Source organism: Citrobacter sp. Cb028 (assembly GCF_030336705.1).
Classification (GTDB): domain Bacteria; phylum Pseudomonadota; class Gammaproteobacteria; order Enterobacterales; family Enterobacteriaceae; genus Citrobacter; species Citrobacter braakii.
This window is the reverse complement of the sequence record NZ_JAOWCZ010000027.1, coordinates 62,044-88,923: the sequence shown is the minus strand read 5'-3', so window position 1 is coordinate 88,923 and position 26,880 is coordinate 62,044. Positions and strand designations below refer to the sequence as shown.

Genomic DNA, 26,880 nt, shown 5'->3' with positions numbered 1-26,880 from the left:
CCTTATGAGGTTAAGGTCTGATTGAGCAGGGCGAGCACCTGGTTGGTGTCGCCTTGCTTCAGTTGGTTGATGAAATCTTGATGGATAATTTTGCGGCACAGGGTGCCGATAATTTTGACCTGATCGTCCTCGCCCGTTTGTGGCACGCCGAGGCAGATCCAGCAGTTAACGTCCTCGCCGTCGCTGGCTTTCCAGTCCACTTTTTTTGATTTGCGCGCGAACAAGACGAAGGGGCGTGTGATACAGGCGCTTTTACCGTGTGGGACGGCAATGCCCGAACCAAAGCCGGTGGAATGCAGCTTTTCGCGTATCAGCAGCGTTTGCAGGAAGGCGCTGCGGTCAGAGACGTAGCCATTTTGAAGCGCCATATTCGCCAGTTGCTTGAGGATGGCATAAACGCTATTCCCCTGAATATTCAGGTCAATGCAGTTAGCTGTAAGGGCTGTCATGATGGGACTCCGTTAAAAACTGTTTGATTTGATTTTAACGGTGAGATGGTGAAGAGATGAGCAGCAATATGTCAGCGGGAAGTGACAATTTGAGGCAGAGTTAGCGCCTGGTTTTGTGGGGTAAAACACATAACGCTACAGGTGATTACCCTGATGAATATTTCGCCAGGGTAATTATATTCTTAGTGTATACCCACCATTCGTAACAGCGCGGTTACCACCGCAGCGGCAACGATCACCACGATCAGCGGCATCTTACGCCAGGCGAGAAATACCGCAAAAGCCACGCCGAGTACGCGCGCCATTCCGGCAAAGTGTTCGCCCTCGTAAAAGGTGGTCGCCAGCGCAACGGAGAACAGTAATACCGTTGCGGCGTCGGAAAGCAGCGCCTGCGAGCGTTCTGAGAACGCTAAACGGCTTCCAAGCTTGGCTCCCCCTAAACGCATTAAATACGTTCCCAGAGATAACATGGCGATACCGACGATAAACAGCGTCATGTTGCCCATTATTTTTTCCTCGTCAGTAAGCCAAAGAGTGAGAGCAAAACCGGTAAACCGACCGGCGCAAAGGGAATGGCGGCAAGCGACAACGTGGCGCCGCTACAGGCACGAATCAGCGTAGTGCGGTTTTTGAATGCCGGGACGACCAGAGCCAGCAGAATGGCAGGGAAGACGGCATCCAGACCGATGGTTTCCGGGGCAGGGAGCAGTTTGCCGACGCCTGCGCCGATCAGGGTGCCAACAGGCCAGAAAATTGCGACGCCCAGACCGCACAGCCAGTAGGCGGCTTTACGTTGCTCAGGCGTTTTTTGCGACAGGCCAAAGACCACGCTTTCGTCGTTCATAATATGACAGCCGAGGAAACTGGCAGCCCGGGTGCCTACCAGATCGCGCACGGTGACGCCGAACGGCACATGTCGGGCGTTAACCAGTAAACCGGCAGCCGCAGCCGCCAGTGGATTACCACCGCTGGCGATAATGCCGATAAACATAAACTCGGACGCGCCCGCCAGCACAGTAATAGAGAGTACAAACGGTACCCACAGCGGGAAGCCGTAGGCCATCGCCAGAGAGCCGTATGACATGCCGACTACACCGACGGCCAGACAGACTAAAAATATTGCTTTTATCGTGTCGCCTTTGAGACTGGAAAAATAATGTTTCATACCGTTTTAGCCATATCGAACGAGTTTCCATTATAATGAACGCGACCAATTGGCTTTACAAGTCGAACAATTCGTTCGATATAAAAAACATGGAGTCGTGAATGACCCAGCCCATCAGTATGATCGCGAAAAGTCTGGTGCGTGAACGTCAGCGCACTGGTTTGTCGCTGGCGGAGATTGCCCGTCGCGCGGGGATTGCAAAATCGACACTCTCGCAATTGGAAGCGGGCAATGGAAATCCTAGCCTGGAAACGCTCTGGTCGCTGTGTGTGGCGTTAGATATTCCCTTTGCGCGCTTGCTGGAACCGCAGGAGCAAAAAACGCAGGTGATTCGCCGCGGCGAAGGGACAAAAGTCGTGGCTGAGCAGGCCCACTATCAGGCCATTTTACTGGCCGCCTGCCCACCGGGTGCGCGGCGGGATATCTATCTGCTGCTGACGCAGCCGGGCGCGGATCGTATTTCACAACCGCATCCACCGGGATCGGTTGAACATATTATCGTAACGCAGGGTAAGGCGATGGTGGGATTGACGGAAGCGCCGGAGGAGTTAGGTGAGGGCGATTATATTTGTTACCCCGCCGATCAAGCGCATATCTTTAAAGCACTGGAGCCTGACACTCAGGCGATTCTGGTTTCTGAGCAGAGTTAATTGAACGCTTATTAAATAAAGGCGCGGCGATTGTCGTTCGCGCCTTTATTATTTTTAATTATATTTTATTGTTATTCATATAAAATTGTTTTTATTATTTTTCGTTAATTTCAGCACTATTGTTATATCCCTCACATTCTTAATTATATCTACGTTACACATAATAAAATCAGTATGATAATAAATATTAGCCTGCACTGGTGCCACGTTTTAATGTTCTGAATTTATTTCAGTCATCGGTATCGTATTACCTATAAAAATATTTTTTGGATTTGCATGTTGCGCGTCTTCCGGTCGGAAGACGTTGGACGATCTTTATTTCAAGGAAAGCAAATAATGAAGAAATCGACGTTAGCTTTAGCAATAGGTCTATTATTAGTGGCAAATAATGGCTTTGCTAAAACGCAAAAAATGACTCTGGAACAGCGGCTCGAACAACTGGAGGCTCGGCTGGAAGCTGCGGAAAACCGCGCGGCAAAAGCGGAAAATCAGGTGCAGCAATTGCAGGTACAGCAGGCTGCGGAGATCCAGGAAATTAAAGTTGCTCAGGGGAATACGCCAGTCAACGGCACTACGCCCGCACAAGAGACCAAAAAGAACGCCACCACCCCTAACCTGGTGCTCTCCGGCTATGGCGATCTGAAAATCTACGGCGACGTGGAATTCAACATGGATGCGGAAAGCAACAAAGGCGTGCTGGCGGCAACCAATTCGAATGTGGGCGACCCAACCAATGAACGCTGGGATCTGAACGGACGCATCCTGCTGGGCTTTGACGGTATGCGTAAGCTGGATAACGGCTATTTCGCCGGTTTCTCAGCGCAACCGCTGGCTGACATGACGGGTTCGGTCAATCTTGATGACGCCGCTTTCTTCTTCGGTCAGGAAAATGACTGGAAAGTAAAAGTCGGTCGTTTCGAAGCTTACGATATGTTCCCGCTGAATCAGGATACCTTTGTTGAGCATTCAGGGCATACCGCCAACGATTTGTATGATGACGGTAGCGGCTATATCTACATGATGAAAGAAGGTCGTGGCCGTTCAGATTCCGGCGGCAGCTTCCTGATGAGCAAACAGCTCGATAACTGGTATTTCGAGTTAAATACCCTGCTGGAAGATGGTACCTCGCTTTATCAGGATAGCCGCTATCATGGTCGTGAAATGTCGCAGGAGAAAAACGTGGCTTATCTGCGCCCGGTCGTCGCCTGGACACCGGTGGATGCGCTGACGATTTCTGCGGCCATGGAATCGAACGTTATCAATAACGCCTATGGATATACCGATGCTCAGGGCAACTTTGTCGATCAGTCCGATCGTACCGGTTACGGTATGACGATGACCTGGAACGGTCTGAAAGCCGATCCGGAAAATGGCCTGGTGTTTAACCTGAACACCGCTTATCTCGATGCGGATAACGAAAAAGATTTTACGGCGGCGGCCAACGCTCTGTGGAAGCGCTTTGAACTGGGCTATATCTATGCTCATAACAAGATCGACGAATTTAACGGTCTGATCGATCACGATGATAATGACTGGTTCTACAATGAGGGCACTTACGATATTCATACCATTCACGCGTCTTATTTAATTCCGAACGTGATGGATATGCAGAACTTTAATATTTATCTCGGCGCTTATTATTCGATGATTAACAGCGATAACAGCAATCCGGAGAATTATACCGACGACGACGACCGTTACGGCGCGCGTCTCCGTTTCAAATACTTCTTCTGATTTTCCGTTCTCAGGCGCCTGGATTCAGGCGCTTTTTTCTTAGAGCCTGGTCATCAGGCTTTTATTTCCCCACCAAGTTATTTTTGATTTTGAATTTGTCGGCGCGGTTGTAGCTACACGAGTAGTTAAATGCCGTCCCGTCTTCCAGTTTGGTGACGCCCGGAGACTTTCAGCATCGGTATGCCTGAGCAGGTGCCGGGTTGTGGGGAAAAGGCGTGGATGACAAAACGAACGCAATGCTGCTGACGGGAGAAAAAGGTTTCCTCCCCCGTCAGGGGAGGAAACAGAGAGGTTAAGGCAGATAAAACACTTCTTTTAGCTCAGCGCTGACCGGACTGTTGTCCGGGTTTGCCGGCATTACATCACGCATATGCTTCCACCAACGCTGGCAAACATCGGTGCTGGCAATGGCGTTCCAGCGCTCTTCTGACTCAATCTCGACGGTGGCGAACAGCAGGTTGCGTTCCTGATCGAGATAAATCGCGTAGTGATGGGCACCGTGCTCTTTCAGCACCGCTTCCAGTTCTGGCCAGATGGGATTGTGCCGACGTTGATACTCAACGTGCGCGTCGGCATTCACCTGCATCACAAAGGCCTTGCGGATCATAACGCCTCCAGATACAGCTCGCGGACCTCATCGCGGCTGGCAGTGCGCGGGTTACACGGCGCGCATGGATCGGCCAACGCTTTATCCAGCCAGCCTTCAATATCCTCTTTCGTCACGCCAAGGGAACTAAAACCAGCCGGAATACCTACACGCTTGCTCAGGGCACGAATCGCGGTGATGGCCTCCATGCTTGCCGCTTCGTCGCTCATCCCGCGGGTGTCCACTCCCATCGCCTGCGCCACTCGGGCAAAACGCGCCACGGCGTTCGGGCGGTTAAAGTTTTCGATGATCGGCAGCAGGATGGCATTGCAGACGCCGTGCGGCAGGTTGTGGGTCGCGCCTGGCTGGTGTGCCAGCGCATGCACCAGACCCAGACCTGCGCTGTTGAATGCCATACCCGCCAGATACTGACCAAACGCCATTTGCTCACGGGCCTCGAGGTTATGACCATCGTCGACCGCTTTCGGCAGCCACAGGTTGATCAGGCGAATTGCTTCCAGGGCGTTGGCGTCGGTGAGCGGATGCGCGCCAACGGAAACATAGGCTTCCACCGCGTGAGTCAGGGCGTCCATGCCGGTTGCGGCGGTAACGGAGGCTGGGATTTCCAGCATCACGCTGGCGTCATCCACGGCGATATCCGGGATGATGTTCGGGTCGATGATCACCTCTTTGACCTTGCGGGCAGAGTCGATAATGACCGCGTTGCTGGTCATCTCTGCTGCTGTACCAGCAGTGGTATTGATGGCAACCAGCGGCACGCCCGCATTTTTCACTTTGCCCACGCCGGAGTAAGCGGTAGAAGGGCCAGGGTTGGCGGTCAGGATCTTCACCGCTTTGGCGGTATCGATCGGGCTGCCTCCGCCGAAGGCGATAATATAGTCACATTCTGCCCCCTGATATACCGTAAAACCTTTCTGTACCAGCTCTTCTGTCGGATTCGGGAACACCTCATCAAACAGGTGGTAAGACATTTGATGTTCATCCAGTGCGGCAAACAGGCTATCCAGCAGGCCCAGCTTCACCAGCTGACCATCGGTGACGATCAGTGCTTTGCCCCATTGTTTATTCGCCACGAGATTCACCATATCGGCAATCGCGCCGGCGCCATGCAGGCTAATTTTTGGCAGTGCCAACATAAAGCTCATCACTATTCTCCTTAAAAAAAATCCCTGGTGCCCGATGGCATTACGCTTATCGGGCCGACGGTGAAACGTGCATCGTCATGTAGGCCGGATAAAGCGAAGCCGCATCCGGCGTTGAGTTGGCAGGTATCAGTACAGCTCTACGGCACTTGCCAGCGGAGTCACGCCAAAGCGTTTAGCCAGTGCTACCAGCTCTTCACGCGTGATGGTCTGCTTCATACCGCCCATCGAATAGATTTTGACTAAAACTTCGGCGGATTTTTCTGCGGTATCTATCAAGCCAAATGCTTCGTCGAGGGAGGGACCGCTGCCGAACACGCCGTGGAACGGCCACAGTACCAGCGAGTGTTTCTGCATTTCCTCGGCGGTTGCCTGGCCGATTTCATCCGTACCCGGCACCATCCACGGCAGAATGCCGACGCCATCCGAGAACACCACCAGACACTCGGTGCTGCCTTCCCACAGTTTGCGGGTAATCAGCGGGGTGTTGTTTTCCAGCACGTAGGTCAGGGCGATCAGGTTGGTAGCATGGCAGTGCATGATCACGCGGTCTTTGCCGTTCGTCGCTTTAATACGCTCGCAATGGGAGAGGAAGTGAGCCGGCAACTCGGAGGTTGGCACCGCTTCGTGGGTCAGGCCCCAGAGGATGTGGTAGCCCGCGCCGTCGCTGTCTACTTTCACCACGCCCAAATTTGCCGCGGGATCGAGCTGAACGTTACGGAAAAATTTACCGGAACCGGTGACGATAAACGGCGTGTTAGCCAGCAAAGGCATTGGCTGACTTAGCGCGATATAGCGCGGTTTTTCGTGGAAATCGGCGCTAAATGGCGCAATATCAGCCTCATCCAGACGCAGCGTCAGATTGCCGCCGTTACGTTCGTCCCAGCCTTTCAGCCACGCGTCGGAAGTGGCTTTGATCATCCCCTGGACGAACCAGGAATTAGTCATGTTTTGCATATTCGGTGATCCTGTTGATTGCCCGATCGTTATCGGGTCTTACGTAAGCCGGATAAGTGAAGATCCATCCGGCAATCGTCTTTCATTCATTGCCTGATAGCGACGTAGGGCGTCTTATCCGGCCTGTAAGCCTGGTGTCACGGTTAGCTACGTTTGCTCAAAATCTCTTTCTCATAGGCGCGCACGCTGTCCAGCCACTGGCTTCCTGCTGGCGTGTCGTGACGCTGGCAATACATCTCCCAGACGGCCTGCCACGGCAGCGATTTTTGCTCTTCCAGCAAGGCCAGACGTGCGGTGTAGTCGCCGCTGGCTTCAAGCTGACGCAGTTGTTCGGTCGGTTCTAACAGCGCGCGCAGCAGGGCTTTTTTCATATTGCGAGTGCCGATAACCCACGCGGCGATGCGGTTAATAGAGGCGTCGAAGAAGTCGAGGCCGATGTGTACGCGGTCAAACAGGTTGTGGCGGACGATCTCGCTGGCAATCGCCTGTGTTTCGTCATCCAGCAGCACCACGTGATCGCTGTCCCAGCGCACCGGACGGCTGACGTGCAGCAGCAGACGCGGTACGTACAGCATGGCGGCGGAGATTTTGTCGGAAATCACTTCAGTCGGATGGAAGTGACCCGCATCCAGGCACAGCGCGGTCTGACGGCTGGTGGCGTAACCCATATAGAACTCGTTGGAGCCCACGGTGTAGCTTTCGGCGCCGATGCCAAACAGCTTGCTCTCGACGGCGTCGATATGGTGCGCTGGGTCGAGTTTTTCGCTGATCACTTCATCCAGTGCTTCAAGCAGACGTTGGCGCGGCGCTAACCGGTCAACGGTAATGTCTTTCATGCCATCCGGGATCCAGATATTCATCACCGACGGCGTACCCAACTGCTCACCAAAATACGCTGAGACGCGACGGCTGGCTTTGCAGTGGTCAATCCAAAACTGGCGAATGGTGTCATCGGCGTGGGCCAGCGTGAAGCCGTCGGCGCTCAGCGGGTGAGAGAAGCAGGATGGGTTGAAATCCAGCCCTAACTGGTTTGCTTTCGCCCACTCGACCCAGTTTTTAAAGTGTTCAGGTTTGATTTGGTCGCGGGCAACCGGCGTCTCAGATTCCAGATAGATCGCGTGCAAATTCAGACGTTTTGGACCCGGGATCAGGCTCAGTGCCTGCTCCAGATCGGCGCGCAGTTCGGTGGCGTTACGCGCTTTGCCCGGATAGTTGCCGGTAGCCTGAATACCGCCTGTGAGCGAGCCTTCCGGATTCTCGAAACCGGCGACATCATCGCCTTGCCAGCAGTGCATGGAGACCGGCAGACGATCGAGCTGGCGTAAGGCCGCCTCGACATCAATGCCTACCGCGGCGAAACGCAGTTTTGCCAGTTCCCAGGCTTGTTCAAGTTGAGTGGTCATGCGCAAAGCTCCTTTGTCTGTCGTAGTGATGGAAACTGCGCCTGGTAGCGGGCAATTTCACTTTCAGGATTTGGAATGAAGGTGGTCAGGTCGTAGTTGGCACGCACCACCTGACGGAAATCATCGACGTTGTTAAGCTCGTCCAGCGTCATCAACTGGATGCCAATATTGCCGAGCGTGGAGGCCTCAATCGGCCCGGACATCACGCGAATACCGCAGGCATCCGCGCACAGCTGGTTCAGCAGGGCGTTCTGGCAGCCGCCGCCAACGATGTGCAGTTGGCTAAATGCTGCACCACGCAGTTGTGCCAGTTCTTGCAGAATGTCAGCGTATAGCAATGCCAGGCTGTCGAAGATACAGCGCGCCAGTTCGGCGTTTTGCTGGGGAACGGGTTGACCCGATTCACGACAGGCCGCCTGAATTTCCGCGCTCATATCATCGGGGTTGATAAAGCGATCATCGTTCGGGTTAATCAGGAATTGGCAGGCCGGCAGCGCTTGCGTTTGGGCAATAAGCGTTGGCAGGTCGGTAATCTGGCGCTCTTTTAAAACGCGCTGGAGCAGCCACAGTCCCATGATGTTTTTCAGTACGCGGTAGCGCCCTTCCGCGCCCCCTTCGTTGGTGATGTTCGCCGCCAGCGCCGCATCGTTGGTATACGGCGTTCTGCTCTCAAAGCCCATCAGCGACCAGGTACCGGAAGAGAGATACGCACTATTTTTATCGGCCAGCGGTGAAGCGATGACCGCGCTGGCGGTGTCGTGACTGGCGACGGCCACAACCGGAATTTGGTTTTTCTGCGGGCAAATCCAGTGACCAATGACGTTCCCCGGATGCGTCGGGCGACCAAACCAGGCTTTGTCTGCCCCGGTCCACGCCAGCAGCGTGTCATCCCAGTCGTCGGTGTTGATATTGACTAACTGGGTGGTGGTGGCGTTGGTGTATTCCCAGTTCAATTTGCCGGTCAGGCGAAAGCTGAAGTAGTCGGGGATCAGCAGGGCATGTGCCACCTGCGCAAGCAGTTCTGGCTGCTGTTCAACCAGCGCACGTAGCTGATACAAGGTGTTAAACGGCAGAAACTGAATGCCGCTACGGCGGTAGATTTCACCTTTACCTGGCTGCGCCATCGCCTGTGACATAATGCCGGTCGTGCGGCTGTCACGGTAAGAGACCGGCAGACCAACACGTTGGCCGGCGTTATCGATCAATACGTAATCCACGCCCCAGGTATCAATGCCAATGCTGTCTATCCGAATGCCTTCATCACAGACTTTTTTCAGGCCAAGGCGAATATCGTTTTCCAGGCTGTCGATGTCCCAGGTGTCAAAACCGTCCGTTTTTTGCAGACAGTTAACGAAGCGGTGGATTTCACGCAGCGTCAGGGTGCGGTGTTTACTGTCGTAACGTGCGAGCATTACGCGCCCACTGGATGCGCCGAGATCGACAGCGACACAATGGCGAAAAGTCATGGCGAGGTCCTTCTGAGTTTTATTGCACTCAGTCTAAGAACCCCGAATAAAGCGTACCTTCTTGACAGTGACAGCCCCAATTAGCGGCTGGCAACATGGCAAAGGTGAACGTGATGTTGTTCACAGTTTCCACTAATCGCGCGGATTTTGGCGGATGTGACGCCTTCCGCATTTCCCGATCTTTCCCGCCATTTCTTGAAGAATTAACCGTGTTTACGCACTTTGGCGTCAAAAAATTAAGGTGAGGGTAGGAACCCTTAATTACTATTCAGCCATATTCGTTAATCAGGGGGAGCCGTCATGACCGTACTGCATTGCGTGGATTTTTTTCCGACAGGTAAAGCGCCTGTGGCTATTGAACCGCGGCTTCCTCAGCCCGCGTTTCCTGAACATCATCATGATTTTCATGAAATTGTGGTGGTCGAACATGGAACGGGGATCCATGTGTTCAACGGACAGCCTTATACCATCAGCGGCGGTACGGTGTGTTTCGTCCGCGATCATGACAGGCATTTATATGAACATACTGACAATCTGTGTCTGACTAATGTGTTGTATCGCTCTCCGGATGCGTTTCAATTTCTGGCCGGGCTGAATCAGCTTTTACCTCAGGAACAAAATGGGCAGTATCCCTCCCACTGGCGCGTAAACCAGGGCGTACTGCAGCAGGTTCGTCACCTGGTGGGGCAGATGGAGACGCTCGGCGAGGAGATGGATACGCCCACGGCGGCAAATCGCGAGATCCTGTTTATGCAGTTGCTGGTACTGCTGCGTAAAAGCAGCCTGATGGAAGCGGCGACCGATAACGATGCGCGGCTTAACCTTTTGATGGCATGGCTGGAGGATAACTTTGCCGAAGAGGTGTGTTGGGAGGCGCTGGCCGAGAAGTTTTCGCTCTCTTTACGCACTCTGCATCGCCAGCTTAAACAGCAAACAGGATTGACGCCGCAGCGCTACCTTAACCGTCTGCGACTGATTAAAGCCCGACATCTGCTCCGCCACAGTGATGACAGCGTGACTGATATCGCTTATCTCTGCGGTTTCGGTGACAGTAACCACTTTTCGACGCTTTTTCGCCGTGAGTTCGAGTGGTCGCCACGCGATATTCGTCAGGGGCGTGACCTTATAGCGGGAAGCAGCCTTCAGTAACGCGAAAGCTATCAACGTTTTTTACCGTCCGTTTGCTGATAATCATACCCTTTCATGCCGGATAAGCGCAGCGCATCCGGCAAGCGTACAGGTTGAGGTGATGTGATGGCGAATCATCTGGTTCTTTCGAAATCAGACTTTTTTGCGCATGAGCAGCAGGCTGTCGCCGTGGCCGATCGTTATCCGCAGGATGTCTTTGCTGAGCATACCCACGAGTTTTGCGAGCTGGTTCTGGTCTGGCGCGGCAATGGTCTGCATGTCCTTAACGATCGTCCGTACCGGATAACCCGTGGCGATCTGTTTTACATTCGCGCCGAAGATAAACACTCCTACACCTCTGTTAACGACCTTGTGTTGCAAAATATCATCTACTGCCCGGAGCGGTTAACGCTGAATGTTGACTGGCAAGGGGCGATCCCCGGATTTGACGGTACGCCGAGGCAGCCGCACTGGCGACTCGGCAGCGTTGGCATGACCCAGGCCAGACAGGTGATAAGCCAGCTTGAGCATGAAAGTAATCAGCGCGATGCGCAGGCCTTTACCATGGCTGAGCTGCTGTTTGGTCAACTGGTAACTCACCTTAAACGTCATCGTTATGCCACGGATACGCTCCCGGCGACGTCAAGTGAAACGCTGCTGGATAAACTGATCACCGCGTTAGCCGGTAGCCATGAGCATGCGTTCGAACTGGATACGTTTTGCGAGCGTGAACGGTGCAGCGAACGCGTTTTGCGCCAGCAGTTTCGCAGCCAGACCGGGATGACTATCAACCAGTATCAGCGCCAGGTGCGGGTGTGCCATGCACAGTATCTGCTCAAGCATAGTCGGTTGATGATTAGTGAGATTTCCATGCGCTGCGGCTTTGAGGATAGTAACTACTTTTCGGTGGTATTCACGCGCGAAACCGGGATGACGCCGAGCCAGTGGCGTCATCTCAGTACCCAACATGATTAGCTGGCCATTCCCAGACCAACAATGTTTGCCGCGACAATGATCACTACGCAGCCAAGACTTAGCACGCTGACCGGACGGCGACCCGCGTTTTTCCACTCTTTCAATACCAGTCCGACAATTCCGCCGCACAGAACATAGAAGCTCATGTGCAGCATCCAGCTTACATAGTCATACTGTGCCGGAATACGAGCGTGGCCCCAGGCGTAGAAGAAGAATTGCAGATACCACATCAAGCCACCAAGTGCGGAGAGCAGCACGTTGGTGATAATTAGCTGTTTGGCTAACGAGAAGTCAGCTTTTATCGACAAGTTTTTCACTTTTGCCAGACGAATGAAGCAGAAACCCAGGTTGACTAGCGCGCCACCGCCCATGATAACCACATAGCTTGGCAGGGCGACATACAGCGGATCAACGCCCAACGCGGCGGCGGCATCGTGCATTGGTTTAGCAGCGTTCATCGCAAATGACATCCCGGCAGAGAAAATGCCGCACATGACCGCCAGAACCAGCCCTTTTTTCAGATTGAACTCTTCCGCTTTGATGCCCATTTTGCGTTCTTTTAACTGACCCGCACGGGTAACAATGCCCACGCCAATCAGCGCGACCAGCACGCCAAGCAGCGTCATGCGTCCGCCAGAGGTGTTGATCAGTACATCAAAGTTGCCGTTAATAATCGGGGTCATCAGCGTGCCGACAATCAGCGTAATACCAATCGCAATGCCGATGCCCATCGACATACCGAGATAGCGCATGGTCAGGCCATAGTTGATATTACCAATCCCCCACATCGCACCGAACAGAAACACCGGCGCCAGCGTGGAGAGGCTAAAGGAGCTGAAGTAGGCCCAGAAATCGGGAAGTAACATGGCGCTGATGGTCCATGGGAGGATAAGCCAGGAGACGATCCCGCCAACCGACCACATCGTTTCCCATGACCAATGTTTGACTTGCTTGAACGGGGCATAGAAACAGGCGGCACTGGCTGCGCCTATCAAATGCCAAAAGATACCCATCGTAATCGCGTTACTCATGACTTAATCCTCGTTATTTTTTATCGTCGGTAATTACCCCTCCGACCAAACGAGTTTAAAAATTATGCAGGTAGTTAACCTTTTAACGATTGCCGCCATTTGGCGCATGTTGGCAATCATCACGTTAAGTGGGTGATTCGGCTCACATCTTTAGCAATGGACTTGAGTCATCAAAACCTTGTAAAAAGTACGGCATTGATAATCATTTTCAATATCATTTAATTAACTATAATGACCCAACTGCTTACGCGGCGTTAACACTGGCCGCCCGACAATACTGGAGATGATTATGAGTTATACACTGCCATCCCTGCCGTACGCTTATGATGCCCTTGAACCGCACTTTGATAAGCAGACGATGGAAATCCACCATACCAAACACCACCAGGCTTACGTAAACAACGCGAACGCTGCGCTGGAAAGCTTGCCTGAATTCGCGAGCCTGCCTGTTGAAGAGCTGATCACCAAACTGGATCAACTGCCAGCAGACAAGAAAACCGTACTGCGTAACAACGCGGGCGGCCACGCTAACCACAGCCTGTTCTGGAAAGGTCTGAAAACCGGTACTACGCTGCAGGGCGACCTGAAAGCGGCTATCGAACGTGACTTCGGCTCCGTGGACAACTTCAAAGCTGAATTTGAAAAAGCTGCGGCAACCCGTTTTGGTTCCGGCTGGGCGTGGCTGGTTCTGAAAGGTGACAAACTGGCTGTTGTTTCCACTGCTAACCAGGATTCCCCGCTGATGGGTGAAGCTATCTCTGGCGCTTCCGGCTTCCCGATCGTGGGCCTGGACGTTTGGGAACACGCTTACTACCTGAAATTCCAGAACCGTCGCCCGGACTATATCAAAGAGTTCTGGAACGTGGTGAACTGGGACGAAGCTGCCGCGCGTTTCGCAGCGAAAAAATAAGTTCTACGCTTTAGTAAGCCCCTGCAAGCGATGCTTGTGGGGGTTTTTTTGTGATCAAAATCAATATAAAAACAATGATCCACTTAAATTGAAACAAGGTTTTATTATGCGAGTGGGATCACTTTTATAGTCTCTATGAATGTCTATCTTCGTTTCATCAAGACGGGCGCATCTCATAAGCAAGATGCAATCGCCCATAAAAATTGCCCCATTTTTATGTCTACAGGTGATGGAAATGCAGATCAAACGAACGATAGAGAAAATCCCAGGCGGCATGATGCTGGTGCCGCTTTTTCTGGGCGCGTTGTGTCACACCTTTTCCCCCGGCGCCGGGAAATACTTCGGCTCCTTTACCAACGGTATGATCACCGGTACGGTGCCTATTCTGGCGGTCTGGTTCTTTTGTATGGGGGCGTCGATCAAGCTAAGCGCCACCGGTACCGTGCTGCGTAAATCAGGCACGCTGGTCATAACCAAGATTCTGGTAGCGTGGGTGGTCGCGGCGATTGCTTCACGTATTCTGCCGGAACATGGTGTAGAAGTTGGTTTCTTCGCCGGGTTGTCTACGCTGGCGCTGGTGGCCGCCATGGATATGACCAACGGCGGGCTGTATGCCTCGATTATGCAGCAGTACGGCACCAAAGAAGAGGCCGGGGCGTTTGTCCTGATGTCGCTGGAGTCTGGCCCGCTGATGACTATGGTGATTCTGGGAACCGCCGGGATCGCTTCGTTTGAACCACACGTGTTTGTGGGGGCCGTATTACCGTTCCTGATTGGCTTTGCGCTGGGGAATCTGGACCCTGAGCTGCGGGAGTTCTTCAGCAAATCGGTGCAGACATTGATTCCTTTCTTTGCCTTCGCGCTTGGTAACACCATTGATTTGAGCGTGATTGCGCAGACCGGTGTACTGGGTATTTTGCTGGGCGTGGCGGTAATTATTATTACCGGTATTCCATTGATTATCGCCGATAAACTGATTGGCGGCGGCGATGGCACAGCGGGGATTGCGGCCTCCAGCTCAGCCGGTGCGGCGGTCGCTACGCCAGTGCTGATTGCTGAAATGGTTCCGGCATTTAAACCGATGGCGCCGGCAGCAACTTCCCTTGTCGCCACGTCGGTGATTGTGACCTCCATTCTGGTGCCGATTATCACTTCCATCTGGTCGAAAAGAGTAAAAGCCAGGGCGGCGGAAATTGATATTCGTAGCGCCGTGAAGTAAGTCTCTTTTGCCGGATGGTCTGTTCCATCCGGCTTAACGATTTACGCTTTGACGACAAATACCTCATCGATGGTCCGACACTCACCCTCGTTCAACTCTCCGCCGGCATTTCGTGATACGCCGGTGCAATAGCCAAACTTACGCGATACCACGGTTTTGATGGTGGTGACGAAATCTTCGCCGATGGCGTAGATGGACATGTAGGTGCCAATCTGGTCCTGAATGTCGCGAAGTGCTGTCAGGTCGCCCTGTTTAAATGCTTCCCGTGCGCTGACAAACAGTTCAGGCATGACGTTGTTTAATCCTGAAATCACCCCCGCGCCGCCTGCCAGCAGGTTAGGAATGTAGTATTCGTCATAGCCGGACAACACGGCAAAATCCTCCCGTACGGCGCGGGTGGTCTGGATCATACTGCGAGTATGGGACTGGCAGTCGACGGTATCTTTAATGCCTGCGAAGTTGGGGAACTCGGCGGCGAGGGTGGCAACCAGTTCAGGCGTTAAATCGCAGCCAGTGCGCGCCGGAAAGTTATAGGCAAACCATTTACCGCTGAGCTTCTGCCCCAACTGACGGAAGTAGCTCAGCAGCTGTTTTGCCGTTTGCCCGTAGTAGTAAGGCGGCAGGATCATCACGGCATCGTAATCGGCGCGATACGCTTCCTGCGCCATCAACAGCACATCATTCTGGCAGGTGGATGAGACGTTGGCGACCATCTTTAGCGAGCTCATGGCGCGGGCCTCGCGGATCAGTAGCAGCTTTTCTTCGAGCGTAAAGGAGGCAAATTCCCCGATGCTACCCATCAGCAAAATCACGTCGATTTTGGCCTCGGTAAGGCGTTTGAGATGCTGGCTCAGACCGTTAAGATCGATCTTGCCGTCATTATCCATTGGCGTAATGGAAGGACACCAGACGCCAGCAAATTGCGATTGACCAGTCACGTTGTTGACTCCTTATTTGAAATGATGTTTCAAAACCAGATTACATTGATAGCATGTGTCCCTAAGTTTCATGTGAACCGTGCTCTCATTTTGAGCGACTGGGGTAAAATAAATGTGGTGTAATGGGGGAAATTTATCGGGAGAGGGAACAGATGCGATATCCGGTCGATGTTTTTACAGGCAAGGTTCGGGACTACACGGGAAGCCGTCCCAGCGCGATTGCTAAGGTCCAGGTTGACGGCGAGCTGACGCTGACCGAACTGGGGCTGACGGGTGATGAACAGGCGGAAACGAAAATTCACGGTGGGCCGGATCGCGCGCTGTGCCACTATCCGCGTGAACACTATCAGCACTGGAGACAAGAGTTTCCGGAGCAGGCAGAGCGCTTTGTCGCGCCCGCGTTTGGCGAGAATCTCTCTACTCAGGGGCTAACGGAAGAGAATGTATTCATTGGCGACATTTTCCAGTGGGGAGATGCGCTGATTCAGGTCACGCAGCCGCGCTCGCCGTGCTTTAAGCTGAATTTCCATTTTGGCATCAGCGATATGGCTAGCCAGATGCAGGATGCAGGCAAGACGGGCTGGTTGTGCAGCGTCATCGCTCCAGGCCAGGTGTCGGCGGACGCGCCGTTGATCCTGGCTTCACGCGTCAGCGACGTCAGCGTGCGGGAGGCGATTGCCATTGCCTGGCATATGCCGTTTGATGACTCACAATATCACCGTTTACTCTCGGCTGCCGGGTTATCGAAAAGCTGGACCCGAACGATGCAAAAGCGTCGTTTAAGCGGCAAGATCGAAGACAATTCCCGCCGTTTGTGGGGAAAATAAAGCCATTCTGGCCATGCAATTAAATCAGGTGGTAACACCTGATTTGCCTCTCTCGTGGTTCATATCTCTGCATACTAAGGCAGGTTAAAAAAACCTGCCTGTCACGCCATGTTTTCAGTCCATTCTTGATACCTGGCCCACAAAAAGAAACTCTGCGTTGAAAAAAAACTTGAGTATTTCCTGCACTCAAATATCTTAGCTTTAAATTGGTTTAAACCAGATGAGTAAGATGAAAAAGAAAAACAATGTTGATGTGCTTAGAGAGCGCTTTGAAAGCTGGTTAAACGAGAATAATTTGCCAGCGGGCTCTAAATTGCCTTCGGAGAGAGAGTTATGTGAGTTGCTGGATGCGAAGCGCATGACATTACGTCAGGTTCTGATTGAGCTTGAGATCGATGCGCGTATCTTCCGAAAGAACCGCAGTGGTTGGTTTATTTCATCGAAGCGATTTATTTATAATCCCAAATCACTTTCCAGCTTTAATGCTGAAGCCTGTGCTCAGGGGCGCAAGCCTTTTTGGGGTTATTTAACCAAAGAAACGATTGCGACGGTTCCGCACCATGTTGATGATGTTTTTCTCTCCTCCGGTGATCGCTATTTAGTTACCGGTTGGTGTGGTCTTGATTCGCATAAAGTGTTTTACCATGAGTCCTATATTGATGCTGATGTTGCGCCAGGATTCATTAACAAATTGGGCAATCAGTCTTTTGCCAGCGTCTGGGAAGATGCGTTTGGTCATGCTTTAAATATCAAAGAAATGATTTTTAAACCGGTCAATATGCCAGAAGTGGCCTGCAAAGAGTTGGGCGTTGCGCCTAATACTTATGGAATTTTAGTAGAAAAACATCGGGCTACCCGAGACAAAAAAGTGGTTCAGGTTGATTTTGAATACTGGCGACTTGAATCTGTGGAACTTGTTATTCGTGATGAATGAGAAAAATAATGGGAAAATGCAACCAAGAACTTCTCGCTGAACGTGCGAGAAATATACCACTGTACCTACATGCTTATGCCTTTCATCTGAATATGCGCTATGAGAGAGTCCTTCCGGGCGATCTTCTGCATATTGCGCATCAGCAACAATTAAAGGGAGTGAAAATACATGTTGAGGATGGTGAGTCCCAATCGCTGCAGAAACTAAACGATCGGCAGTTGCACGATTTTAAAGAAAAGGCCAAAAAATATAACCTCGATGTACATATTGAAACGAGCGCATCGGACAAGGCGACATTGACGGATGCGATCCGTATTGCTGTGACAACTGGCGCAACTTCAGTACGTTTCTACCCGCGCTATGAAGGACATCTCAACGATGTCATGGCAAAGATTGCCAATGATATTGCGTGGTTGTCTCAGTATGACGATTGCGGACTAAGCTTTACTATCGAACAGCATGAAGATCTGCAAGGCCATGAACTGGTGACGCTGGTTAATAATAGTGGAATGAAGAATCTCTCTATTCTATTTGATTTTGGCAACATGATTAACGCCAATGAGCAGCCGCTTTCTGCGTTAGAGGTCATGTCCCCTCTAATCACTCAGGTACATATCAAAGACGCAAAAATTATTAAAGAAGGTAAAGGCTGGGGGCATGAGGCTTGTCGTTCAGGATACGGTGATTTACCAATGGAAGAGATGCTTAAGGCATTATTACTTTTAGGTGAGGACAAACCGCAAGTAAATGCTTTTGGTCTGGAAGAGGAAGTTGAATATTATGCTCCGGCATTTCGTTTTGATGATGAAGGTGATAATCCCTGGATCCCATGGCGCGATGCAAGCTATACGCCGCTGCCCGACAGTAACATGATTGATGCGCGACTGGCGCAGGAAAAAGAACATGCTCTTGCTCAAATAAAGTATATCCGTGATTTATGCGACAAGTTTACAAGTAATAAATAAACTTCTTTAAATATTATTAAATGCGAAAAAGGTTATGAAAATAACTCTCTTAATTTATTAGCTGCATGATTTAATTTAAATATTTCTCTCAACAAGCAATGAGGGTTTAATTATGTTCATGAACAAATGGGCAAGGCTCTGTTTTTTAATTTTAGGCGGCGGCACAATATTCAAACTTTCAAGTATGAAAGACGTTTTCTATGTGCCAATGCAAAGTGACTGGGGTTTAACCAATACGCAAATTGGTTTAAGTTTTACTGTTTATACGATTGTTCAGACAACCGGGCTTTTTCTGTCGCTCTATATCGCAGACCGTTATTCCAAGAAAATATTATTACCATTTGGTCTGATCGGCGTTGGGCTATGCGGTTTATATTTGGCGACGCTACCGTCATTTACCGGTTATCTTATTTGCTTTGCCGCAATGGCGTTCTTTGCCGATGTGGTTTATTGGCCGGTGTTATTGAAAGCTGTGCGTCTGCTAGGTACGCAAGAAGAACAAGGGCGTATGTTTGGCTTTTTAGAAGCCGGACGTGGCGTGGTGGATGTTATCGTCGCTTCTGGCGCTCTGTTTGTTTTCGTCCAGTTTGGTGAAGGTAAAGCGGGGATGCAGGCTGGACTGCTGTTTTATACGCTAATTACGCTGGCTGCGGGCGTTCTCACTTACTTTATTGTCGATGATGACAAAGTGAAAGGCGGCGAGAAAACCAGTGCCAACATGGAAGTCTTAAAGGGTATCAAACATGTGTTGTCCTGCCCTAACGTCTGGCTGGCTTCTTTAGGGATTTTCTTCGTTTACGCCGCGTACTGTGGCCTGACTTACTTCATCCCATTCTTAAAAGATATCTACATGCTGCCGGTAGCGCTCGTCGGCGCGTACGGCATCATCAACCAGTATGCATTGAAAATGGTGGGAGGGCCGATTGGTGGGCTGCTGGCGGATAAGGTTGCTAAATCACCTACGGTTTACCTGAAGTGGACGTTTCTGATCTCTGCTGCTGCTATGGTTGTTTTTATGCTGTTGCCACATCAAACGATGAATGTGTATATCGGTATGGCGGCGACGCTAGGATTTGGGGCGATTATTTTCTCACAGCGCGCCATTTTCTTTGCACCAATGGATGAGATTGGTACCCCGCGTGAATATGCCGGTTCGGCGATGGCATTTGGCTGTATCATCGGTTATATGCCCGCCATGTTTGCGTATACGTTATACGGCTATTTACTGGATACCAATAGCGGCATCACGGGCTATAACTATGTCTTTAGCGTGATGATTGCGTTCAGCTTAATGGGCTTTATCTGTTCGACCATTCTGGTGAAGCGGATTAAAAAGCAAAAGCTAGCGGCTGCGACTGTGGCAGCATAATGTGAGAACTTCCCCGGTACGACGTTACCGGGGAAGCCTGTTAAGCGCGTTTATACAGCGGCAACCAAATTACCAGCCGTAAACCACCCAGCGGGCTGTCTTCGGCTTTCACCCAGCCACGATGCTGTTGGATTGCGGTTTCAACAATCGCCAGACCCAGACCTGTTCCGCCAGACTCGCGATCGCGCGCCTCATCGGTACGATAGAACGGACGGAAAATCTGTTCTCGGTCTTCAGGGCTAACGCCCGGGCCATCGTCGTCGACGGTGATGGTAATCCCATCGATATCCACCGCGAAGCCAACTTCAATCTGCGTGTGTGAATAACGCAGGGCGTTGCGCACAATGTTTTCCAGCGCGCTTTCCAGCGCATTTGGGTTGCCGTACAGCGGCCACGGGCCCGGCGGGAAATTCACCGTGAGTGATTTACCCATCTGCTCGGCTTCAAAGGCGGCGTTATCCAGCACTTCGCCCCACAGCTGATTGGCTTTCACCGTTTCACTGACCAGCGCGTTTTTCTGCTGATTGCGTGACATCACCAGCAGGTCGTTGATCATGCTGTCCAGCCGATGTGCTTCTGTTTCAATACGCTCCAGCTCTTTGCTTTCACCGCTACGACGGCGCAGCAGCGCGGTGCCCAACTGCAGACGCGTCAACGGCGTTCTCAACTCGTGGGAGATGTCCGACAGCAGGCGTTGCTGCGAGGTCATCATTCGCTCCAGCGCCGTCACCATCTGGTTAAAGCTGGCGCCTGCCGCCAGAAACTCCTGCGGACCGGCTTCCAGTTCCGGATGCTGACGCAGGTTGCCCTGGGCCACTTCATCTGCCGCGTTTTTCAACTTACGCGCCGGTTTCGCCAGACTCCAGGCAAGCCAGAGCAGTAGCGGAGAGCTGACTAACATGGTGACAATCAGCAACAACAGCGGTCGGTCGAACAACAGATTGATAAAGTCAGATTGTGAGCTGCTGGCAGGTCGAATGAGATACAGCTGGTAGTTATCTTCGCCGTCTCTGACGGAGAAAGGCCCGACCATCTCAACGCGACCGTATTTTTTCTTTTGCGGATGGTCGGCGTTATCAGCCTGACCAATAAAGTTACGAATGATCTGCATTTCGTTGCGTTCTGCGCCGATCACGCGTCCTTCCGTCGTAACAAGCAATAACCGCTGTCCTGGCGGCGCCCACTTGTCTATCGCCCGAAACAAGCGACGCCACCACATCAAATCGTTGGGTGGATCGTTCGCCAGTTCAGCTTCAACGTGTTGCTCAATCATCAACCCCTGGCGCTGCTCGCTGTCCAGTAGCTCGGTCATCTGGCGTGAATCAAGCTTGGGTAACATCAGTACCAACATCAACACCAGTGCCAGCGTCAACCAGAAGATGGCAAAGATGCGTGCGGTTAAGCTCCCTATCATGAAGCGGAGACCATCAGGTAGCCACGACCGCGCAGGGTTTTAAACCACGGGTGTCCGTCTTTACGTTCTGGCAGCTTACGACGCAGGTTCGAGATATGCATGTCGATAGCGCGATCAAAAGGCGTCAGGCGTTTGCCCAGCACTTCCTGGCTCAGGTGTTCACGCGAAACCACCTGACCGAGATGCTGTGCCAGCAAATAGAGCAGGGTGAATTCGGTGCCGGTTAACTCCAGGGTTTGCCCGTCAAAGCTGGCTTCCTGGCGACCCGGATTAAGGCTTAACGCATCCACTTCCAGAGTCGGCGAACCGTTGTCGCTGTTCTGCTGCTGTTCGCTCCAGTGTGAGCGACGCAAAATAGCGCGGATGCGCGCGACCAGTTCACGGTCGTTAAACGGTTTGGGTAAATAGTCGTCCGCGCCCAGCTCAAGGCCAAGTACGCGATCCAATTCGCTGCCGCGAGCGGTCAGCATGATTACGGGTGTCTGGTGTGTCTGACGAAGTGCTTTCAGCGTATCAATGCCATTTTTCTTCGGCATCATGACGTCGAGCAAAAGTAAATCGATGCTGTCATCCAGAAGCTCAAGCGCCTGTTCCCCATCATAGGCAACCAGCACATCGAAACCTTCCATTTCGAGCAACTCCTTTAACAGGGAAGTCAGCTCTCGGTCATCATCAACTAACAGGATTTTATTCATTGTTTACGTACCTCCGAGGCAGAAATTACGTCATCAGGCGTCGCTAATCTATGACTTTACGTTGTTTTACACCCCCTGACGCATGTTTGCAGCCCGAATCGTAAACTGTCTCTCGTTGAATCGCGACAGAAAAGATTTTGGGAGCAAGTGATGGGCAAAGTTACCGCTGCCGTCATGGCCTCAACGCTGGCACTGAGTACTTTAAGCCATGCAGCTGAAGTCGTCACAGGCGATCACTGGCACCTGGGTGAAGGCTCCGCGCAACGCAGCGTTCAGAGCCACATGTTCGACGGTATCAGTTTAACCGAACATCAACGTCAACAGATGCGAGATTTAATGCAGCAGGCAAGACACGAACAGCCTCCTGTTAATGTTAGCGAAATGGAGACAATGCATCGCCTTGTCACCGCAGAGAAATTTGATGAACGCGCTGTGCGCGCTCAGGCAGAAAGAATGGCGCAAGAACAGGTTGCCCGCCAGGTTGAAATAGCCAAGGTTCGCAACCAGATGTATCGCCTGTTAACGCCCGAGCAGCAAGCGGTTTTAAATGAGAGACATGAACAACGAATGGAGCAACTGCGCGACGTAGCGCACTGGAAAAAAAGCTCATCGTTGAATTTATTGAGTAGTAGCAACTCACGTTCCCAGTAGTAACCCTGTTTTCCTTGCCATAGACACCATCCCTGTCTTCCCCCACATGATGTGGGGGTTTTTTTTGCCCAAAATTTGTCACTCGGTTATTGCCTGACTGTTTTACTTCATCCGTTATACTAGCGGCATATCCTGGCAGGAGTGTTTATGAATCAAACCTATGGGCGGCTGGTTAGCCGGGCGGCAATCGCGGCGACCGTGATGGCATCGCTGTTACTTTTGATCAAAATTTTTGCGTGGTGGTACACCGGATCGGTCAGTATTCTGGCAGCGCTGGTGGATTCTTTGGTGGACATCGCCGCGTCGTTAACCAACCTGTTGGTGGTGCGCTATTCTTTGCAACCGGCCGATGATGAACATACGTTCGGACACGGAAAAGCGGAATCGCTGGCGGCGCTGGCGCAAAGCATGTTTATTTCCGGTTCGGCGCTGTTTTTATTCCTGACCGGGATTCAGCATCTCATCCAACCCACGCCAATGAAAGATCCTGGCGTCGGGGTGGTTGTCACCATCATTGCGTTAGTGTGTACAATCATTCTGGTCTCGTTTCAGCGCTGGGTGGTGAAACGCACGCAAAGTCAGGCCGTTAGGGCGGATATGCTTCATTATCAGTCTGATGTTATGATGAACGGTGCAATTCTCGTGGCGCTTGGGCTGGCATGGTACGGCTGGCATCGCGCAGATGCCTTGTTTGCGCTCGGGATTGGCATCTATATTTTATATAGTGCATTACGCATGGGTTATGAGGCGGTACAGTCTTTGCTGGATCGCGCTTTACCCGATGAAGAACGTCAGGAAATTATTGATATTGTGACGTCATGGCCTGGAGTCAGCGGCGCTCACGATCTTCGCACGCGGCAGTCAGGGCCGACCCGCTTTATTCAGATTCATTTGGAAATGGAAGATAATCTGCCGCTCGTTCAGGCGCATTTAGTGGCTGAACAGGTAGAGCAGGCAATTTTACGGCGTTTCCCGGGATCGGATGTCATCATTCATCAGGATCCCTGTTCGGTCGTACCCAAGGAAGGCAAGATGTTTGAGCTTTTATAATTCGTTGTAAAAAAAGTGAACCGGGCCAGCATTTTGTGTATAAATTACCACCATTTGGCCTGACCTGAATCAATTCAGCAGGAAGTGATTGTTATACTATCTGCATATTCGTTGGATCGTTTCGATATGCGGAATCGACTTCCGGCAGCAGATTTCATTTTGCATTCCAAAGTTCAGAGGTAGTCATGATTAAGAAAATCGGTGTGTTGACAAGCGGCGGTGATGCGCCGGGCATGAACGCAGCAATCCGTGGTGTTGTACGTGCAGCGTTGACGGAAGGGCTGGAAGTCATGGGGATCCATGATGGCTACCTGGGTTTGTATGAAGACCGTATGGTTCAACTTGACCGCTACAGCGTGTCCGACATGATCAACCGTGGCGGTACATTCCTCGGTTCTGCCCGCTTCCCGGAATTCCGCGACGAAAACGTGCGTGCCGTGGCTATCGAAAACCTGAAAAAGCGTGGCATTGACGCGCTGGTTGTTATCGGTGGTGACGGTTCTTACATGGGGGCAAAACGCCTGACTGAAATGGGCTTCCCATGCATCGGTCTGCCTGGCACTATCGACAACGATATCAAAGGCACCGACTACACCATCGGTTATTTCACCGCTCTGGGTACCGTAGTCGAAGCGATTGACCGTCTGCGTGATACCTCTTCTTCTCACCAGCGTATTTCCATCGTTGAAGTGATGGGCCGCTACTGTGGCGATCTGACTCTGGCGGCTGCCATTGCTGGTGGCTGTGAGTTCGTGGTGGTTCCGGAAGTGGAATTCAGCCGTGACGATCTGGTTGCTGAAATCAAAGCAGGCATCGCGAAAGGTAAAAAACACGCGATTGTGGCGATCACTGAGCACATGTGTGACGTTGACGAACTGGCGCATTACATCGAGAAAGAAACGGGTCGTGAAACGCGCTCAACCGTACTGGGTCACATCCAGCGTGGTGGTTCTCCGGTGCCTTACGACCGTATCCTGGCGTCCCGTATGGGCGCATATGCCATTGAACTGCTGTTGGCAGGTCACGGCGGTCGCTGTGTAGGTATTCAGAACGAGCAACTGGTTCACCACGACATCATCGACGCGATTGAAAACATGAAGCGTCCGTTCAAAGGTGACTGGCTGGACTGCGCGAAAAAACTGTACTGATTGTTTTTTCCGCGCCTGATGGCGCTAAGCGCATCAGGCCTACAGGTTGTAAAGACTTGTAGGCCTGATGAGCCGCTAACCACCATTCGGCACAATTCCCCGCATTTATTCCCCCAAGTTATAGCAAATCTTTTTTTATTCTTTAATGTTTGGATACCTTTCTGGCACGCTTTGCTCATCACAACACCACATAAGAGAGCTGGGCGATGAACAAATGGGGCGTAGGGTTAACATTATTGCTGGCATCGGCCAGCGTTCTGGCAAAGGATATTCAGTTACTTAACGTATCGTACGATCCAACGCGTGAATTGTACGAGCAGTACAATAAGGCCTTTAGCGCGCACTGGAAGCAGGAAACGGGCGACAACGTCGTGATCCGCCAGTCGCATGGCGGTTCGGGTAAACAAGCGACCTCCGTCATTAACGGTATTGAAGCCGATGTCGTGACGCTGGCGCTGGCTTACGACGTGGATGCCATTGCTGAACGTGGTCGTATCGATAAAAACTGGATTAAGCGTCTGCCGGATAACTCCGCGCCATACACCTCCACCATCGTTTTCCTGGTCCGCAAAGGCAACCCCAAGCAAATTCATGACTGGAACGATCTGATCAAACCAGGCGTGTCGGTCATTACACCAAACCCGAAAAGCTCAGGCGGCGCACGCTGGAACTATCTGGCGGCATGGGGCTACGCCTTGCACCACAACAACAACGATCAGGCCAAGGCACAAGACTTCGTGAAGGCCCTGTATAAGAATGTTGAAGTGCTGGACTCCGGTGCGCGTGGCTCAACCAATACCTTCGTTGAACGCGGTATCGGTGATGTGCTGATCGCCTGGGAAAACGAAGCCCTGCTGGCGACAAACGAGCTGGGCAAAGACAAATTCGAGATAGTGACGCCGAGTGAATCTATCCTCGCGGAACCGACCGTTTCCGTGGTCGACAAAGTCGTGGAAAAGAAAGACACCAAAACGGTGGCGGAAGCCTACCTGAAATATCTCTATTCTCCGGAAGGTCAGGAAATTGCAGCGAAAAACTACTATCGTCCGCGTGATGCAGACGTTGCGAAGAAATACGAAAATGCATTTCCGAAGCTGAAACTGTTCACCATCGACGAAGAGTTTGGCGGCTGGACGAAAGCGCAGAAAGAGCACTTCTCTAACGGTGGTACGTTTGACCAGATCAGCAAGCGCTAAATAAGTCTGTGATTTACCGACCCGGTGGCATAACGCGACCGGGTTTTTTATTTGTCATGGTTTTGCGTTACTCTTGCCCTTCAATGAGATACAGGGAACGCGTAATGAAAAAAGCAGGCTATCTTTTACTGGCGGTGATTGTAGTCGCCGCTGCTGCAGGTATCGGGTACTGGAAATTCACCGGTAACCCGGACGCATTACGCCAGATTGTTCTTCAGCAATGCCTGCCGCACCAGTTGCAGCAGCAGGATCCCACGCCGTGCGCCGAAGTGAAGCCGGATGCCGGATATGTGGTGTTCAAAGATCGTAACGGCCCACTGCAATACCTGTTGATGCCGACCTGGCGTATCAACGGAACGGAAAGCCCGTTGCTGCTGAAATCAGGTACGCCGAACTTTTTCTGGCTGGCCTGGCAGGCGCGCAGCTTTATGAGCCAAAAATACGGTCAGGAAATCCCTGACAAAGCGGTATCGCTGACCATTAACTCGCGTAGCGGGCGTACGCAAAATCATCTGCATATTCATATCTCCTGCCTGCGAACCGATGTCAGAAAACAGCTGGATGACAATCTGGCGAAAATCAGCACTCGTTGGCTGCCATTACCGGGTGGGCTGCGCGGTCATGAATATCTGGCGCGTCGCGTCACGGAAAATGAACTGGCGCAACGCAGCCCGTTTATGATGCTGGCAGAAGAGGTGCCGGATGCGCGTGAACACATGGGCAGCTATGCGCTGGCGATGGTGCGTCAGAGCGATGAGTCTTTTGTCCTGCTGGCGACCCAGCGCAATCTGTTGTCGCTCAATCTCGCCTCCGCTGAGGAAATTCAGGATCATCAATGTGATATTCTGCGTTAACCC

General features: G+C 51.9%; 27 protein-coding genes. 15 read left to right on the top strand and 12 right to left on the bottom strand.

Features of this window, described 5'->3' with window-relative positions:
• Positions 1 to 2: 2 nt before the first annotated feature.
• The 3 genes from OGV75_RS04700 to OGV75_RS04690 form a co-directional block, all read right to left on the bottom strand.
• Complete coding sequence (locus tag OGV75_RS04700; RefSeq protein ID WP_047497522.1) at positions 3 to 449, bottom strand: PTS fructose transporter subunit IIA; 447 nt, start codon at positions 447 to 449, stop codon at positions 3 to 5.
• A gap of 182 nt (positions 450 to 631) precedes the next feature.
• Entirely contained in the window at positions 632 to 955 is a 324-nt protein-coding gene (locus OGV75_RS04695; protein WP_016155190.1) for an AzlD domain-containing protein, read from the bottom strand.
• Positions 955 to 1,614 carry an AzlC family ABC transporter permease gene (locus tag OGV75_RS04690; RefSeq protein ID WP_016155191.1) on the bottom strand — a complete coding sequence of 220 codons (660 nt, stop codon included), beginning with the start codon at positions 1,612 to 1,614 and terminating at the stop codon, positions 955 to 957. The genes OGV75_RS04695 and OGV75_RS04690 overlap by 1 nt, the downstream gene beginning before the upstream one ends.
• Before the next feature lie 101 nt (positions 1,615 to 1,715).
• Between OGV75_RS04690 and OGV75_RS04685 the strand changes: the two genes are divergently transcribed.
• Positions 1,716 to 2,264 carry a helix-turn-helix domain-containing protein gene (locus tag OGV75_RS04685; RefSeq protein WP_016155192.1) on the top strand — a complete coding sequence of 183 codons (549 nt, stop codon included), beginning with the start codon at positions 1,716 to 1,718 and terminating at the stop codon, positions 2,262 to 2,264.
• Positions 2,265 to 2,600: 336 nt separating this feature from the next.
• On the top strand, positions 2,601 to 3,998 hold the full coding sequence (locus tag OGV75_RS04680) for a carbohydrate porin (RefSeq protein WP_016157885.1): 1,398 nt from the start codon (positions 2,601 to 2,603) through the stop codon (positions 3,996 to 3,998).
• A gap of 292 nt (positions 3,999 to 4,290) precedes the next feature.
• Here the strand turns inward: OGV75_RS04680 and rhaM are convergent, their stop codons facing one another.
• The 5 genes from rhaM to rhaB form a co-directional block, all read right to left on the bottom strand.
• Entirely contained in the window at positions 4,291 to 4,605 is a 315-nt protein-coding gene (gene rhaM / locus OGV75_RS04675; RefSeq protein WP_047357771.1) for an L-rhamnose mutarotase, read from the bottom strand.
• Positions 4,602 to 5,750, bottom strand: a complete 1,149-nt coding sequence (fucO, locus tag OGV75_RS04670; protein WP_094761757.1) for a lactaldehyde reductase — start codon at positions 5,748 to 5,750, stop codon at positions 4,602 to 4,604. Before fucO ends, rhaM begins: the two co-directional genes overlap by 4 nt.
• 126 nt (positions 5,751 to 5,876) lie before the next feature.
• Entirely contained in the window at positions 5,877 to 6,704 is an 828-nt protein-coding gene (rhaD, locus tag OGV75_RS04665) for a rhamnulose-1-phosphate aldolase (protein WP_286480394.1), read from the bottom strand.
• 143 nt (positions 6,705 to 6,847) lie between these two features.
• A complete protein-coding gene (gene rhaA, locus OGV75_RS04660; RefSeq protein WP_016157888.1) occupies positions 6,848 to 8,107 on the bottom strand; it encodes an L-rhamnose isomerase in 1,260 nt (419 codons plus the stop codon).
• A complete protein-coding gene (rhaB, locus tag OGV75_RS04655) occupies positions 8,104 to 9,573 on the bottom strand; it encodes a rhamnulokinase (RefSeq protein ID WP_016155199.1) in 1,470 nt (489 codons plus the stop codon). The genes rhaA and rhaB overlap by 4 nt, the downstream gene beginning before the upstream one ends.
• 300 nt (positions 9,574 to 9,873) lie before the next feature.
• Here rhaB and rhaS point away from each other — a divergent pair, with 300 nt between their 5' ends.
• Together rhaS and rhaR are read left to right on the top strand one after the other, a co-directional pair.
• Entirely contained in the window at positions 9,874 to 10,722 is an 849-nt protein-coding gene (rhaS, locus tag OGV75_RS04650) for an HTH-type transcriptional activator RhaS (RefSeq protein ID WP_016157890.1), read from the top strand.
• A 105-nt stretch (positions 10,723 to 10,827) separates the two neighbouring features.
• Positions 10,828 to 11,676 carry an HTH-type transcriptional activator RhaR gene (rhaR, locus tag OGV75_RS04645; RefSeq protein ID WP_131380439.1) on the top strand — a complete coding sequence of 283 codons (849 nt, stop codon included), beginning with the start codon at positions 10,828 to 10,830 and terminating at the stop codon, positions 11,674 to 11,676.
• Here rhaR and rhaT read toward each other — a convergent pair.
• Positions 11,673 to 12,707 carry an L-rhamnose/proton symporter RhaT gene (rhaT, locus tag OGV75_RS04640; RefSeq protein WP_046276208.1) on the bottom strand — a complete coding sequence of 345 codons (1,035 nt, stop codon included), beginning with the start codon at positions 12,705 to 12,707 and terminating at the stop codon, positions 11,673 to 11,675. The two genes, rhaR and rhaT, sit on opposite strands and share 4 nt — an antisense overlap.
• 289 nt (positions 12,708 to 12,996) lie before the next feature.
• Here rhaT and sodA point away from each other — a divergent pair, with 289 nt between their 5' ends.
• On the top strand, positions 12,997 to 13,617 hold the full coding sequence (gene sodA, locus OGV75_RS04635; protein WP_016155203.1) for a superoxide dismutase [Mn]: 621 nt from the start codon (positions 12,997 to 12,999) through the stop codon (positions 13,615 to 13,617).
• Positions 13,618 to 13,852: 235 nt separating this feature from the next.
• Positions 13,853 to 14,836: a 2-keto-3-deoxygluconate transporter gene (gene kdgT / locus OGV75_RS04630; protein ID WP_286480393.1), complete on the top strand. Its 984-nt coding sequence runs from the start codon at positions 13,853 to 13,855 to the stop codon at positions 14,834 to 14,836.
• A gap of 41 nt (positions 14,837 to 14,877) precedes the next feature.
• Here the strand turns inward: kdgT and OGV75_RS04625 are convergent, their stop codons facing one another.
• Positions 14,878 to 15,774, bottom strand: a complete 897-nt coding sequence (locus OGV75_RS04625; protein ID WP_016155205.1) for a dihydrodipicolinate synthase family protein — start codon at positions 15,772 to 15,774, stop codon at positions 14,878 to 14,880.
• 152 nt (positions 15,775 to 15,926) lie between these two features.
• Between OGV75_RS04625 and yiiM the strand changes: the two genes are divergently transcribed.
• The 4 genes from yiiM (at position 15,927) to OGV75_RS04605 (ending at position 19,869) form a co-directional block, all read left to right on the top strand.
• Positions 15,927 to 16,601, top strand: coding sequence for a 6-hydroxyaminopurine reductase (gene yiiM, locus OGV75_RS04620; protein WP_046276211.1), 675 nt, complete (start codon positions 15,927 to 15,929; stop codon positions 16,599 to 16,601).
• A gap of 229 nt (positions 16,602 to 16,830) precedes the next feature.
• Positions 16,831 to 17,535 (top strand): GntR family transcriptional regulator, encoded by a 705-nt coding sequence (locus OGV75_RS04615; RefSeq protein ID WP_019077919.1) that lies wholly within the window; start codon positions 16,831 to 16,833, stop codon positions 17,533 to 17,535.
• A gap of 8 nt (positions 17,536 to 17,543) precedes the next feature.
• Entirely contained in the window at positions 17,544 to 18,500 is a 957-nt protein-coding gene (locus OGV75_RS04610) for a sugar phosphate isomerase/epimerase family protein (RefSeq protein WP_286480392.1), read from the top strand.
• A gap of 118 nt (positions 18,501 to 18,618) precedes the next feature.
• Positions 18,619 to 19,869, top strand: a complete 1,251-nt coding sequence (locus OGV75_RS04605) for an MFS transporter (RefSeq protein WP_029139693.1) — start codon at positions 18,619 to 18,621, stop codon at positions 19,867 to 19,869.
• Between the two features lie 40 nt (positions 19,870 to 19,909).
• Here the strand turns inward: OGV75_RS04605 and cpxA are convergent, their stop codons facing one another.
• On the bottom strand, positions 19,910 to 21,283 hold the full coding sequence (gene cpxA, locus OGV75_RS04600; RefSeq protein ID WP_016155210.1) for an envelope stress sensor histidine kinase CpxA: 1,374 nt from the start codon (positions 21,281 to 21,283) through the stop codon (positions 19,910 to 19,912).
• Entirely contained in the window at positions 21,280 to 21,978 is a 699-nt protein-coding gene (cpxR, locus tag OGV75_RS04595) for an envelope stress response regulator transcription factor CpxR (RefSeq protein WP_006686193.1), read from the bottom strand. Before cpxR ends, cpxA begins: the two co-directional genes overlap by 4 nt.
• 150 nt (positions 21,979 to 22,128) lie before the next feature.
• On the opposite strand from cpxR, the gene cpxP reads away from it, so the two are divergent.
• From cpxP to OGV75_RS04570, 5 genes are all read left to right on the top strand, one after another.
• Positions 22,129 to 22,629 (top strand): cell-envelope stress modulator CpxP, encoded by a 501-nt coding sequence (cpxP, locus tag OGV75_RS04590; protein WP_016155211.1) that lies wholly within the window; start codon positions 22,129 to 22,131, stop codon positions 22,627 to 22,629.
• A gap of 147 nt (positions 22,630 to 22,776) precedes the next feature.
• Positions 22,777 to 23,679, top strand: coding sequence for a CDF family cation-efflux transporter FieF (fieF, locus tag OGV75_RS04585; protein ID WP_016155246.1), 903 nt, complete (start codon positions 22,777 to 22,779; stop codon positions 23,677 to 23,679).
• 185 nt (positions 23,680 to 23,864) lie between these two features.
• Positions 23,865 to 24,827 carry a 6-phosphofructokinase gene (gene pfkA / locus OGV75_RS04580; RefSeq protein ID WP_003028778.1) on the top strand — a complete coding sequence of 321 codons (963 nt, stop codon included), beginning with the start codon at positions 23,865 to 23,867 and terminating at the stop codon, positions 24,825 to 24,827.
• A gap of 206 nt (positions 24,828 to 25,033) precedes the next feature.
• Positions 25,034 to 26,023: a sulfate/thiosulfate ABC transporter substrate-binding protein Sbp gene (sbp, locus tag OGV75_RS04575; RefSeq protein ID WP_286480391.1), complete on the top strand. Its 990-nt coding sequence runs from the start codon at positions 25,034 to 25,036 to the stop codon at positions 26,021 to 26,023.
• A 104-nt stretch (positions 26,024 to 26,127) separates the two neighbouring features.
• Complete coding sequence (locus OGV75_RS04570; RefSeq protein ID WP_019077918.1) at positions 26,128 to 26,877, top strand: CDP-diacylglycerol diphosphatase; 750 nt, start codon at positions 26,128 to 26,130, stop codon at positions 26,875 to 26,877.
• Positions 26,878 to 26,880 lie beyond the last annotated feature (3 nt).

Bases quoted from the DNA above. Each gene is read 5' to 3' on its own strand.
- OGV75_RS04700 (WP_047497522.1), bottom strand. From the start codon at position 449: ATGACAGCCCTTACAGCTAACTGCATTGACCTGAATATTCAGGGGAAT.
- OGV75_RS04695 (WP_016155190.1), bottom strand. From the start codon at position 955: ATGGGCAACATGACGCTGTTTATCGTCGGTATCGCCATGTTATCTCTG.
- OGV75_RS04690 (WP_016155191.1), bottom strand. From the start codon at position 1,614: ATGAAACATTATTTTTCCAGTCTCAAAGGCGACACGATAAAAGCAATA.
- OGV75_RS04685 (WP_016155192.1), top strand. From the start codon at position 1,716: ATGACCCAGCCCATCAGTATGATCGCGAAAAGTCTGGTGCGTGAACGT.
- OGV75_RS04680 (WP_016157885.1), top strand. From the start codon at position 2,601: ATGAAGAAATCGACGTTAGCTTTAGCAATAGGTCTATTATTAGTGGCA.
- rhaM (WP_047357771.1), bottom strand. From the start codon at position 4,605: ATGATCCGCAAGGCCTTTGTGATGCAGGTGAATGCCGACGCGCACGTT.
- fucO (WP_094761757.1), bottom strand. From the start codon at position 5,750: ATGAGCTTTATGTTGGCACTGCCAAAAATTAGCCTGCATGGCGCCGGC.
- rhaD (WP_286480394.1), bottom strand. From the start codon at position 6,704: ATGCAAAACATGACTAATTCCTGGTTCGTCCAGGGGATGATCAAAGCC.
- rhaA (WP_016157888.1), bottom strand. From the start codon at position 8,107: ATGACCACTCAACTTGAACAAGCCTGGGAACTGGCAAAACTGCGTTTC.
- rhaB (WP_016155199.1), bottom strand. From the start codon at position 9,573: ATGACTTTTCGCCATTGTGTCGCTGTCGATCTCGGCGCATCCAGTGGG.
- rhaS (WP_016157890.1), top strand. From the start codon at position 9,874: ATGACCGTACTGCATTGCGTGGATTTTTTTCCGACAGGTAAAGCGCCT.
- rhaR (WP_131380439.1), top strand. From the start codon at position 10,828: ATGGCGAATCATCTGGTTCTTTCGAAATCAGACTTTTTTGCGCATGAG.
- rhaT (WP_046276208.1), bottom strand. From the start codon at position 12,707: ATGAGTAACGCGATTACGATGGGTATCTTTTGGCATTTGATAGGCGCA.
- sodA (WP_016155203.1), top strand. From the start codon at position 12,997: ATGAGTTATACACTGCCATCCCTGCCGTACGCTTATGATGCCCTTGAA.
- kdgT (WP_286480393.1), top strand. From the start codon at position 13,853: ATGCAGATCAAACGAACGATAGAGAAAATCCCAGGCGGCATGATGCTG.
- yiiM (WP_046276211.1), top strand. From the start codon at position 15,927: ATGCGATATCCGGTCGATGTTTTTACAGGCAAGGTTCGGGACTACACG.
- OGV75_RS04615 (WP_019077919.1), top strand. From the start codon at position 16,831: ATGAAAAAGAAAAACAATGTTGATGTGCTTAGAGAGCGCTTTGAAAGC.
- OGV75_RS04610 (WP_286480392.1), top strand. From the start codon at position 17,544: ATGGGAAAATGCAACCAAGAACTTCTCGCTGAACGTGCGAGAAATATA.
- OGV75_RS04605 (WP_029139693.1), top strand. From the start codon at position 18,619: ATGAACAAATGGGCAAGGCTCTGTTTTTTAATTTTAGGCGGCGGCACA.
- cpxA (WP_016155210.1), bottom strand. From the start codon at position 21,283: ATGATAGGGAGCTTAACCGCACGCATCTTTGCCATCTTCTGGTTGACG.
- cpxR (WP_006686193.1), bottom strand. From the start codon at position 21,978: ATGAATAAAATCCTGTTAGTTGATGATGACCGAGAGCTGACTTCCCTG.
- cpxP (WP_016155211.1), top strand. From the start codon at position 22,129: ATGGGCAAAGTTACCGCTGCCGTCATGGCCTCAACGCTGGCACTGAGT.
- fieF (WP_016155246.1), top strand. From the start codon at position 22,777: ATGAATCAAACCTATGGGCGGCTGGTTAGCCGGGCGGCAATCGCGGCG.
- pfkA (WP_003028778.1), top strand. From the start codon at position 23,865: ATGATTAAGAAAATCGGTGTGTTGACAAGCGGCGGTGATGCGCCGGGC.
- sbp (WP_286480391.1), top strand. From the start codon at position 25,034: ATGAACAAATGGGGCGTAGGGTTAACATTATTGCTGGCATCGGCCAGC.
- OGV75_RS04570 (WP_019077918.1), top strand. From the start codon at position 26,128: ATGAAAAAAGCAGGCTATCTTTTACTGGCGGTGATTGTAGTCGCCGCT.